The 10,468-nt window shown below is 58.0% G+C and carries 8 protein-coding genes, 1 tRNA gene, 2 rRNA genes and 1 pseudogene (1 of these 12 cut by a window edge); 4 read left to right on the top strand and 8 right to left on the bottom strand.

Features of this window, described 5'->3' with window-relative positions:
* From ACSQ2Z_RS01165 to ACSQ2Z_RS01155, 3 genes are all read left to right on the top strand, one after another.
* Nucleotides 1–2,320: ribosomal RNA gene (locus ACSQ2Z_RS01165) — 23S ribosomal RNA — on the top strand (it extends 477 nt beyond the left edge of the window).
* Between the two features lie 296 nt (nt 2,321–2,616).
* Nucleotides 2,617–2,731 (top strand): 5S ribosomal RNA (gene rrf, locus ACSQ2Z_RS01160).
* A 296-nt stretch (nt 2,732–3,027) separates the two neighbouring features.
* Nucleotides 3,028–3,104: transfer RNA gene (locus tag ACSQ2Z_RS01155), tRNA-Met, on the top strand.
* A gap of 221 nt (nt 3,105–3,325) precedes the next feature.
* Here the strand turns inward: ACSQ2Z_RS01155 and ACSQ2Z_RS01150 are convergent.
* The 8 genes and pseudogenes from ACSQ2Z_RS01150 to ACSQ2Z_RS01115 all read right to left on the bottom strand — a co-directional run.
* Entirely contained in the window at nt 3,326–4,228 is a 903-nt protein-coding gene (locus ACSQ2Z_RS01150; protein WP_436079522.1) for a homocysteine S-methyltransferase family protein, read from the bottom strand.
* Between the two features lie 37 nt (nt 4,229–4,265).
* A complete protein-coding gene (locus tag ACSQ2Z_RS01145) occupies nt 4,266–4,709 on the bottom strand; it encodes an Lrp/AsnC family transcriptional regulator (RefSeq protein WP_436079521.1) in 444 nt (147 codons plus the stop codon).
* Between the two features lie 46 nt (nt 4,710–4,755).
* Nucleotides 4,756–6,039 carry a trans-sulfuration enzyme family protein gene (locus ACSQ2Z_RS01140; protein WP_436079520.1) on the bottom strand — a complete coding sequence of 428 codons (1,284 nt, stop codon included), beginning with the start codon at nt 6,037–6,039 and terminating at the stop codon, nt 4,756–4,758.
* A 135-nt stretch (nt 6,040–6,174) separates the two neighbouring features.
* Nucleotides 6,175–6,864 (bottom strand): ABC transporter permease, encoded by a 690-nt coding sequence (locus tag ACSQ2Z_RS01135; protein WP_436079519.1) that lies wholly within the window; start codon nt 6,862–6,864, stop codon nt 6,175–6,177.
* Between the two features lie 10 nt (nt 6,865–6,874).
* Entirely contained in the window at nt 6,875–7,597 is a 723-nt protein-coding gene (locus ACSQ2Z_RS01130) for an ABC transporter permease (protein WP_436079518.1), read from the bottom strand.
* Between the two features lie 155 nt (nt 7,598–7,752).
* Nucleotides 7,753–8,523 (bottom strand): transporter substrate-binding domain-containing protein, encoded by a 771-nt coding sequence (locus tag ACSQ2Z_RS01125; RefSeq protein ID WP_436079517.1) that lies wholly within the window; start codon nt 8,521–8,523, stop codon nt 7,753–7,755.
* 46 nt (nt 8,524–8,569) lie between these two features.
* A complete protein-coding gene (locus ACSQ2Z_RS01120) occupies nt 8,570–9,349 on the bottom strand; it encodes an ABC transporter ATP-binding protein (RefSeq protein ID WP_436079516.1) in 780 nt (259 codons plus the stop codon).
* Nucleotides 9,350–9,486: 137 nt separating this feature from the next.
* Nucleotides 9,487–9,630, bottom strand: a pseudogene (locus ACSQ2Z_RS01115) (aldehyde dehydrogenase family protein); the annotation flags it as partial.
* A 323-nt stretch (nt 9,631–9,953) separates the two neighbouring features.
* Between ACSQ2Z_RS01115 and ACSQ2Z_RS01110 the strand changes: the two are divergent.
* Nucleotides 9,954–10,424, top strand: a complete 471-nt coding sequence (locus ACSQ2Z_RS01110) for an Lrp/AsnC family transcriptional regulator (RefSeq protein ID WP_436079515.1) — start codon at nt 9,954–9,956, stop codon at nt 10,422–10,424.
* Nucleotides 10,425–10,468: the final 44 nt, after the last annotated feature.

Genomic DNA, 10,468 nt, shown 5'->3' with positions numbered 1-10,468 from the left:
GCATGACCGATAGCGAACAAGTACCGTGAGGGAAAGGTGAAAAGCACCCCGACAAGGGGAGTGAAATAGAACCTGAAACCGGTTGCCTACAAACAGTCGGAGCCATAATTGGTGACGGCGTACCTTTTGTATAATGGGTCAACGACTTAGTGTGACGAGCAAGCTTAAGCCGATAGGTGAAGGCGCAGCGAAAGCGAGTCTGAACAGGGCGTTCAGTTCGTCGCATTAGACCCGAAACCGAGTGATCTAGCCATGAGCAGGTTGAAGGTTGGGTAACACCAACTGGAGGACCGAACCCGCATCTGTTGCAATAGATTGGGATGACTTGTGGCTAGGGGTGAAAGGCCAATCAAACTCGGAAATAGCTGGTTCTCCGCGAAAACTATTTAGGTAGTGCGTCGACCGAATACCCTCGGGGGTAGAGCACTGGATGGGCTATGGGGACTCACCGTCTTACTGATCCTAACCAAACTCCGAATACCGAGGAGTACTAGTCGGCAGACACACGGCGGGTGCTAACGTCCGTCGTGAAGAGGGCAACAACCCTGACCTCCAGCTAAGGTCCCCAAGTCATGGCTAAGTGGGAAAGGATGTGAGGATCCCAAAACAACCAGGATGTTGGCTTAGAAGCAGCCATCATTTAAAGAAAGCGTAACAGCTCACTGGTCTAAATAAGGGTCTTTGCGCCGAAAATGTAACGGGGCTAAAGCCATGCACCGAAGCTGAGGATACGTAGTGATACGTGTGGTAGCGGAGCGTTCCGTAAGCCTGTGAAGGGAGACCCGTGAGGGCTCCTGGAGGTATCGGAAGTGCGAATGTTGACATGAGTAACGATAAAGGGAGTGAGAGACTCCCTCGCCGAAAGACCAAGGGTTCCTGCTTAAAGTTAATCTGAGCAGGGTTAGCCGGCCCCTAAGATGAGGCAGAAATGCGTAGTCGATGGGAACCACGTTAATATTCGTGGGCCTGGTGGTAGTGACGGATTGCACAAGTTGTTCTGGTTTATTGGATTATCAGGGCAGCGGAGCGGTTCCAGGAAATAGCTCCACCGTATAGACCGTACCCGAAACCGACACAGGTGGTCAGGTAGAGTATACCAAGGCGCTTGAGAGAACTATGCTGAAGGAACTCGGCAAATTGCACGCGTAACTTCGGAAGAAGCGTGACCCCACCGCACGCAAGTGTGTTGGGGTGGCACAGACCAGGGGGTAGCGACTGTTTATCAAAAACACAGGGCTCTGCGAAGTTGCAAAACGACGTATAGGGTCTGACGCCTGCCCGGTGCTGGAAGGTTAAGAGGAGAGGTGCAAGCTTTGAATCGAAGCCCCAGTAAACGGCGGCCGTAACTATAACGGTCCTAAGGTAGCGAAATTCCTTGTCGGGTAAGTTCCGACCTGCACGAATGGCGTAACGACTTCCCCGCTGTCTCCAGCATAGACTCAGTGAAATTGAATTCCCCGTGAAGATGCGGGGTTCCTGCGGTCAGACGGAAAGACCCCGTGCACCTTTACTATAGCTTTACACTGGCATTCGTGTCGGCATGTGTAGGATAGGTGGTAGGCTTTGAAGCGGGGACGCCAGTTCTCGTGGAGCCATCCTTGAAATACCACCCTTATCGTCATGGATGTCTAACCGCGGTCCGTTATCCGGATCCGGGACAGTGTATGGTGGGTAGTTTGACTGGGGCGGTCGCCTCCGAAAGAGTAACGGAGGCGCGCGATGGTGGGCTCAGACCGGTCGGAAATCGGTCGTCGAGTGCAATGGCATAAGCCCGCCTGACTGCGAGACTGACAAGTCGAGCAGAGACGAAAGTCGGTCATAGTGATCCGGTGGTCCCGTGTGGAAGGGCCATCGCTCAACGGATAAAAGGTACGCCGGGGATAACAGGCTGATGACCCCCAAGAGTCCATATCGACGGGGTTGTTTGGCACCTCGATGTCGGCTCATCGCATCCTGGGGCTGGAGCAGGTCCCAAGGGTTTGGCTGTTCGCCAATTAAAGCGGTACGTGAGCTGGGTTCAGAACGTCGTGAGACAGTTCGGTCCCTATCTGCCGTGGGTGTAGGAATATTGACAGGATCTGTCCCTAGTACGAGAGGACCGGGATGGACATATCTCTGGTGGACCTGTTGTGGCGCCAGCCGCATAGCAGGGTAGCTATATATGGAATGGATAACCGCTGAAGGCATCTAAGCGGGAAACCAACCTGAAAACGAGTATTCCCTTGAGAACCGTGGAAGACTACCACGTTGATAGGCCGGGTGTGGAAGCGCAGCAATGTGTGAAGCTTACCGGTACTAATCGTTCGATTGGCTTGATTGTTCTCATTGCTAGTGCTCATCGAAGCGCCTAAGGCGCTTCAATGATCCCAAGCAGTTTTGTTTTGTCCTGACGCTGTCGGCCCTGTAGGCCTGCGCTCCGGACGGGCCGGGCAACGTTGCCCGACGGCCCTTGGCCTTGCGGAGCTTTCGCTCCGGATGTGCCCAAAACAGTTCTGAAAAGACGTGTTCAAAAGATAAAAGAGGGTAACGCGATAAACCGCGAGCGGTTTACGCTGGCCTCGCCAGCTTCTCATTTGGTTTTGCGCTGTCGCCAGCGCAATTCTTGCCCTTAGTTGACCTGGTGGTTATTGCGGGGTGGCTGCACCCGTTCCCATGCCGAACACGGCCGTGAAACGCCCCAGCGCCGATGGTACTCCGTCTCAAGACGCGGGAGAGTAGGTCGCTGCCAGGTCTACTAAAGGCAAGAAAAAATACCAGATCATCCGCCGCAAGCGTCAAGGCTTCGCGGCAGGATCGACAAAACCTATCTTCTCGACACTGCTTCCGGCTCAGCCGAAACACGGGCCGCCCTCAAGCGGCCTTTTTGCTTCGCTAAAATACACGCCGGAAAAAAACACGGAAAGGCTGCCCTAACGCTCAAAGGGCAGCCCAAATTCGACATTTTGCCAACGCAAAATGCCAGGATGCGACAAATCCCTCCGGGATTTGCACAGATGCGACAAATCCCTCCGGGATTTGCACAGATAACGCGGGGTGGAGCAGCCCGGTAGCTCGTCAGGCTCATAACCTGAAGGCCGCAGGTTCAAATCCTGCCCCCGCAACCAAACCAATCAAAAAAACCCTTGTGCCCAAAGACACAAGGGTTTTTGCGTTTCGGCGCCGCGCAACACCAAGGCGCAAGCCCGCCAAAAACCAAAAACCTGCTACACCGAAGGCCGCCGCTAATCCCAGCTTGGTTTCAAAGTGAGCCACGAAACACCCCATCTGGCGACGGCTATGCTGAGGGTCTGTTCGTGCCTGAGCAATGAATGAGCTTCATCGGCTTCTACCTATTCAGGACATGCGCAAGCTTGTGAATATGCTTTGCGCCAATACCGCAACAGCCACCGACCATCGTGGCGCCGGCCTCGACCCAATCGCAGGCAAATCGCGCGTAGCTATCGCCGGTCAGATCATCGCGTGTGCCATGCAGGGTTTCGTTTGCGGCCCCCTCCTCTTCGGCTTCGAACGCGTTGGCATAGACGCCGATATCGATATTCGTACCCCGTTGGCGAAACACGGAGGATGCCGTTTCAACCGCGCGCCTCATGATTTCGGGCCGGCTGCAATTGAACAGAAGCGCCTGGGCGCCCGAACTGGCCGCCCAGGCGGCAGCTGCCGCAACTGTTTCGCCCGATCTCAACCGTGGTTCGTCAAGGGAAGCCTGATTGCCGTCATCCAGCGTGAAGGAAATCCAGAACGGCTTGCCGGTTGCGGCAACGGCGGCGCGTACCGCATCCCCTTCCGCGATCAGGCTCAGCGTTTCGCCCAACCAGACATCGACATGAGGCGCCAATCCCTCCACGAGGAGGCTCAGGTAGTCTTGCACCCGTGCGGGGTCGAAGCGCTCGGGCTCGTAGGAGCCGAAAATCGGCGGCAGCGAACCGGCTACCAGAATTTCGCGGCCGGAGTGTGCGTTGGCGGCCTCGCGTGCGAGCTTTCCCGCCAACGCTATCAGCGCGGCTCCCTGTGAGGCAAAGCGTTCTTCGCCGATGTGGAATGGCACCAGCGCATAGCTGTTTGTGGTGACGACATCGGCGCCTGCATCGATGAAGTCGGCATGGACCTGCCGGACGATATCCGGAGTTTCCATCAGCGCGAGGGCGGACCATTCCGGTTGCCTAAGCTCGGCGCCAAGGCGGATCAGTTCCCGGCTCATTCCGCCGTCAAGGATACGTATTTTGCTCATCAGGTGACAACTCCAATCGTCGGTGAGGATATTTCGGTTAGCGCCGGATCATCGATGACAGCGCAAATGCCGTCAGCGTGTCCCGTACGCCGGGTAATGCGGAAATCTCTTGCCAGACCTGTCGGATTCGGTCGGCTTCGACCGCTTCGACGCGCACAACCAGATCGAATTCGCCGCTCATCACGTCGCAGGACACGACCTCGCGTATGCGTCGCAATACGTGGACGACGTCGCCACCACGCATCCGGTCGTGCCGGTAGACGAACATCATTGCCACGATCGTCGATGCCGCGGGACGACCTTCGCCCGCGACGATCGTGTATCCCTGAATGAGCCCGTCGCGCTCAAGGCGATCGATGCGTTGACGGATCGCATTGCGGGAAAGGCTGACTTTCGCGGCCAGTTCCGCGTGCGCGATGCGTGCGTTCTTGGTCAGTTCCGCAAGGATGCGCTCGTCGGCGCGGTCGAGAATTCGTTTCACGCGACGCCGGCCAAGATGGGATCGGAGAATGACCGGGGTCGGGCCATCATGGGCTCAGTGCCTGATCCAAATCCTCGACAAGGTCGTCGACCGATTCGAGGCCGATGGAAAGCCGGAACACGCCGTCTCCGGCGAAGGCCCGGTAGGCCGCCAGTTGCGCCCCTTGCAGGCGATAGGTGGAGTTCATCATTTCGGCCGTATCGAGAAGAACGACGATGCTGCGCTGGTGGCCGAGCGAAAAGGCGTAGTGCGCGACCCGAAGCCTGCGGGCGAGATGGATCGCCATCGCCTGCGGATCCTCGGTCTGGAACGTCAGCATCCCGCCGAAGACATCCATCTGATGTTTCGCCAGATCATGCTGCGGATGCGTTGTCAGTCCGGGATAGGTAACCGACGTGACGCGGGGGTGATCGCTGAGGAAACGGGCGATCCGCAGGGCGGAATCGGACATGGTCCGCAGTCGCGGAAACAGTGTGTCGATACCGCGCATGACCAGCCAGGCGTTCTGTGCCGACAGTGACGCGCCAAGATAGACGCCGGCGCGCGAGCGAATTTTCTCGACCAGTTCCTTGCGGCCGCAAACGACACCGCCGAGCGCATCACCGTGGCCGTTGATGAACTTGGTCAGAGAATGAATGACCAGGTCGACGCCCAGCGCCAGCGGCCGGGTCGCGACCGGTGTGGCAAGAGTGGAATCGACCGAAACCAGCGCGCCGTGTCGATGCGCCAGCGTCGCCACGGCGGTAAGATCCGTCAGCCGCAGGATCGGGTTGCAGGGGCTTTCACAATGGACAAGCCGCGTGTTGGGCCGGAAGGCCGCGGCGAGCTCGTCGATGCGCGACATGTTCACGGCAGTCACTTCGATGCCGTAGTCCGGCAATATTCGCCGCGCGAGCTCGTTGGCGCCGGCGTAGCAGACATCACTGACGATCAGGTGATCGCCTTTCTTGAGAAGGGTCAGAAAGGTGGCGGCAATCGCTGCGACACCCGTCGCTGTCGCCAGCGCATCGTCGGCGTCTTCGAGTGCCGCCATGCGCTGTTCAAGCTGCCGAACGGTCGGATTGGTCCAGCGCGCATAGAGAAAGGGCAGGGCCGTCAGGTCCGAAACGCCATCGGCCGAAAAGGCGCCGTCGCCGGGCACCAGCATATTGTTGACCGACATCGAGATGTTGGGGGCGATGGCCTTCGTCGCCGGGTCGATGACCAGACCGCCGTCGAGCGCCAGCGTTTCGCGGCGCAGAGTGTGCCCGCCTTCGGACGATGGGCGCAGGGGTGCTGCGACGCTTCGGTGATCCGTTGCCGCGAAGGGAGACGGTACGCTCGAGGACATGGAAGACCTTTCTTGAAATGCAGCGAGGTGTGGACTCTAGTCAGGGCCGTATGTTTGTGACCGCTCAATCGGCCGGAATATGCCGATAAGCGGCGTGAGATGGGCCTGTTACGCGCCGGCGCGGAAACGCTTTATCTAGCGGCGGACCGGGACCTGCGCCTCAACGATCTTGAATGCGCGGGTAATGAGAAGCGTCAGGAAGACATAGAAGACCGTGACGACCATCAGCGGCTCGTAGACCAGCAACGTGTCCTGCCTGACCTTGTACGCCACCGCATAGAGGTCCATCACGGTCACTGTGAAGGCAAGCGGCGTCGCCTTTAGCTGCAGCACGACCTCGCCCGCAATCGTCGGGAGTGCAATACGAATGGCGCGCGGCAACCAGATTCGTCTCACGAGCGTCCAGGAGGACATGCCGAAAGATCGGCCCGCTTCGAGCTCACCCCTGGGAACCGCGAGAAGCGCACCGCGCAGCACTTCCGCTTCGTAGGCAGCGTAATTAAGTGTGAAACTCAACGCCGCGAAGAAGAACCCTTCGCGCACGATCGGCCAGAGGAAGCTGCCGCGCAGGCCCGGAACGAGCGGCAGCAGCGAGCCGACGCCGTAATAGAGCAGCCACAACTGGATCAAAAGCGGCGTTCCGCGCAGGCAGGTGCAATAACTCCGGGCAAGCCATTTGAGCCAGCGCGGGCCGCTGATCTGCGCCAATGCGAGGCCGATCGCCAGAACGAAGCCGAAGCCGACGGAAATGACTAGGAGGAGCACGGTCTGGACCGCACCCGCTGCAAGCAGCGGCCAGTAGGAGAAAATCCACGAGAAGTTCATCGGCCCATCCTCATGCGGTTTTCGGCTGCCCGCGCCGGAAGCGGCTCTCCAGCAGGCCGAAAACGACGTTGGAAAGCAGCGTAATGACAAGATAGAGAGCGGCGGCGGCGAGAAAGAACAGAAAGTAGTGCTTGGTATTGCCGGCTGCGAGCCTCGTCGCGAGCGCCAGCTCCTGATAGCCGACGACGGCGATCAGCGCGCTGTCCTTGGTGACGGACATCCAGAGATTGGCAAGGCCGGGAAGAGCATTCGGCATCAACGCCGGCAGCACGATGCGGCGAAACCGCAGAAACGGCCGCATTCCAAACGCGCTGGCCGCCTCGATCTGGCCGACCGGAATAGCGAGGATCGCGCCGCGCAGGACCTCCGTCATATAGGCACCCTGGACGACACCGAGCACCGCAATCGCTGCGACGAAACCGTTTATCTCGATGGCGGGAAGGCCGAGAGCCAGCAGAATGCGGTTCAGGCCGTCCGTGCCGGCATAATAGAGGCCGATGATCAGGATCAGTTCGGGGATGGCGCGGACCGCTGTCGTATAGATATCGAGAATGAAGAGAACCGGTCGGTTGCCCTTCAACTTGCCGATTGCGCCGAGAAGACCGATCAGCATGCCAACGAGATAGGCTCCCAGCGATATCGAGACCGTCGAAAGCGCTCCGCTGAGAAGGACACCTCCCCATCCCGGCGGGTAGGGCGAAAGCAGTTCCAGCATGGATTGGGTGGACGACATGAAATACCTTGATTTGCCATTTGGGAAGCCGCGGCGTGCCTGCAAAGGGGATGCTGGCGAAAGGCCACGCAGCGTAAATCACGCGTAGCCTGCCGCTTCAGCCGGCTAGTCGGAAAAACGACGCATGAGGAACCTGCATGCGCCGTTTTCGTCAGTCACTCGCCATATGGATCGAAGTCGAAGTATTTCTTGGAGATTTCGGCATATTTGCCATTCGCCCTGACAGCGGCGATGGCTGCATTCAGCTTGTCAAGCAGGGCGTGATCGTCCTTGCGCAGCCCGCCGCCAATGCCCGACCCCAGAATTGCCGGATCGTCCTTCACATTGCCCCTGTCCTCGCAGCAGTCCTTTCCGAAATCGGATTTCAGGAATTCCGACAACGGGATGGAATCGCCGAAGACATAGTCGATCCGGCCGGCGGAAAGGTCCTGAAACGCTTCATCCAGCGTCGTGTAGGTGTTTTCCGATGCCTTGTCGGCGAAGTATTTCTTGTAGTAGTCCGACTGGATGGTCGAAACCTGGATGCCGATGGTCTTGCCGGCGACATCGTCAGGCGAGACACCGGTCTCGCCATCCCTGGCGCCTATCAGGTTGCTTGGGGTGTTGTAGTATTTGTTGGTGAAGTCGATGGTCTTCTTGCGCTCATCGGTGATCGACATTGATGACCAGATGACATCGAATTTTTTCGCCTCGAGTCCGGGAATAAGACCGTCCCAGGACATGTCGACGATGGAGCAGGTTTCCTTCATCTCGGCGCAGACGGCATCCATCAGCTCGACTTCCCAGCCGACCCAGGTGCCGGAGGCGTCCTTGGTAAAGAAGGGCGGATAGGCTTCGTTCATGATGCCGAAGCGGACTTCGGCATTGGCTGCGCCGCTTGAAACCGCAAGCGCGGCTCCGGTCAGCAGGATAGACAACAATTTCATGCAATTCCCCTTTTCGAGTTTGGGCAGAATGGACGCGGTTGGACGATCAACTGTTGAGCGCGCCCGTGAATTCCCGGCAGCGGGCGCTGATCGGAGCACCGAAAACCTGAGCCGGCGGTCCTTCCTCCTCGACGCGTCCCTGATGCAGGAACATGACGTGATTGGAGACGTCGCGGGCAAATTTCATCTCGTGGGTGACGAGCAGCATAGTCCGCCCCTCTTCCGCCAAGTCGCGGATGACCTTGAGCACTTCGCCGACAAGTTCCGGATCGAGCGCGGACGTGGGTTCGTCGAACAGCATCACTGCGGGATCGACGCACAGGGCGCGGGCGATCGACGCGCGTTGCTGCTGCCCGCCCGACATGAAAGCCGGATAGACGTGCCGCTTCTCGTAAAGTCCGACCTTCGCAAGCAGTCCTTCCGCCCGTTCGATCGCTTCCTTGCGGTTCATTTTCAGGACGTACACCGGGGCCTCGATGACATTTTCGAGCACGGTCATGTGAGGCCAAAGATTGAAACTCTGGAACACCATGGCAAGACCGGTCCGGATCCGTTCGATCTGCCGCCAACTGGCCGGATACACGCGTCCGCCTTGGCCGGATTTCAGCAAGACATCTTCGCCGTTGATGACAAAGCGGCCGCGATCCGGGATCTCCAGAAAGTTGATGCACCGAAGGAAGGTGCTCTTTCCGGAGCCAGAAGATCCGATGAGCGAGATGACATCGCCCTTTTGCGCCGATAGCGATATGCCTTTCAGAACTTCATGGATCCCGTAACTCTTGTGAACATCGTCCACGAGCAAGGCGGGAGGAGCCTTCTTCGTCATTCCTCTGGTTCCCCACTGCATTTTTTGTGGTCGTTTGGGCGGATAGTATCGTTCTGGTGTGCGGTATTTTCGCGCAATTGCCGTATATGGTGCGGAGTGCGCGCGCAAGGATGTTCGCCATGCGGAAAGGCGGCGAGTTAGGTTCGGTTGATGCAGATGACTTTCGGTTGGGTCATGTCCTCGCAGGCAAAGCGGACACCTTCTCGGCCCATGCTGCCATATTTGAAACCACCGAACGGCATGGCGTCGAAACGGTAATCGGAGGGGTCGTTGATCATCAGACACCGCCGAAACCGATAAGCGCAATATAGTGCTGTGTCATGCCATTTCCTCTCCTGAGCGATACGACATGGTGAACGACGACAGGGGAGCGTTGAAGCGTGCCAAATGGCCAAAGAATTGGTCATTCTGCGTGCTCGATGACCAAATGTCCGCTGGCATGTGAAATTTCGCATGGGGCGCGGATGTAAGGCGCCTGTTGGCAAATTTTTGAAGATTCGCCGCGCTGACCTGGTATAGGCTGCGGCAAATCACTACAGCCTTGCTGCGTCCTTCAGAGGCGCCAGGGATGCTGTTGAAGCAGCGCACGCACAGGGCGGGATAGATGACGGAACCACTGGATCAATTCGACCGAAGCATCCTTGAGATCGTGCAGCGCGATTGTCAGGTTAAGGCGGAGGCGGTCGGCGAGATGATCGGCCTTTCGGCGTCCGCCGTTCAACGCCGTCTGAAGCGGATGCGAGAAGAGGGAATCATTTCAGCGGAAATAGCTCTCGTTGATCGAAAGATTGCGGGAAATCCGATGACGTTCATAGCGGGAATGGAGATCGAGCGCGAAAACTACGATGCGCTTTCGAAATTCCGCACTTGGGTCGCCAAGCAAGATCACATTCAGCAGGTCTATTACGTAACCGGTTCTGTGGACCTTGTTGCGATCATCACGGCACAGGACGTTGGCCAATATGATGAAATCACGGCACAGATCATGTCGCAGAATCCCCAGATCAAGCGAATCCACACGAACGTCGTCCTCAAAGACGTAAAGTTGGGCATGTTTGTTCCCATGCAGTCCTAAGGGCTGCATGCCCGATCGCCACCGGCGCTGAGTCCGGCGGTGAC

This window comes from Pararhizobium sp. LjRoot235, assembly GCF_964254145.1.
Classification (GTDB): Bacteria; Pseudomonadota; Alphaproteobacteria; order Rhizobiales; family Rhizobiaceae; genus Pararhizobium.
The sequence above is the reverse complement of the archived record's forward strand: the minus strand, read 5'-3'. Positions and strand labels throughout refer to the sequence as shown.